The sequence below is a fragment of the Motilimonas sp. 1_MG-2023 genome, assembly GCF_030547455.1.
GTDB lineage: Bacteria > Pseudomonadota > Gammaproteobacteria > Enterobacterales > CBDFNC01 > Motilimonas.
The window spans coordinates 1-487 of record NZ_JAUOPX010000121.1 but is presented as its reverse complement, the minus strand read 5'-3'; the positions used below and the strand labels follow the sequence as shown (position 1 = coordinate 487).

At 53.0% G+C, this 487-nt stretch carries 1 protein-coding gene; it reads left to right on the top strand.

From position 1 onward, the window contains the following. Positions 1–487: contractile injection system protein, VgrG/Pvc8 family (locus Q4519_RS21700; RefSeq protein WP_303516014.1), on the top strand; the 487-nt coding region annotated here is incomplete at both ends.

The following is a 487-nucleotide window of genomic DNA, read 5'->3' as shown; positions in this document are numbered from 1 at the left end:
TAAAAGACTACAGCTTTAAAAAACCAGCCTACCGTTTTTTACAAAATCAACACGCCACTGGCCTTGATTTTCAGCGCAGCGATTATGAACACTATGACTACCCCGGTCGTTACAAAAACGACGCCAGTGGTAACATGTTCAGCACCGCGCGCCAGCACTATTTAACCCGCGACAGCATACAAGCCACGGGCACCAGTAACTTACCCATCCTATGTGCCGGGCTGCGCTTTGACTTAACCGAGCACATTAACGTCAGCCTTAACCGTGATTGGCAAATCGTGCAACTGCAGCACAGCGGCACCCAGCCCCAAGCCCTTGAAGAAGCCGGCGGCGAAGGCCTCACTCAATATCACAACCAGCTCACCGTGATCCCCGCCGACCGTCAATGGAAGCCGCAGCCCGATGCTAAACCACGGGTTGATGGTCCACAAATCGCCATTGTTACCGGCCCAGAGGGTGAAGAAATATTTTGTGACGAGCATGGCCG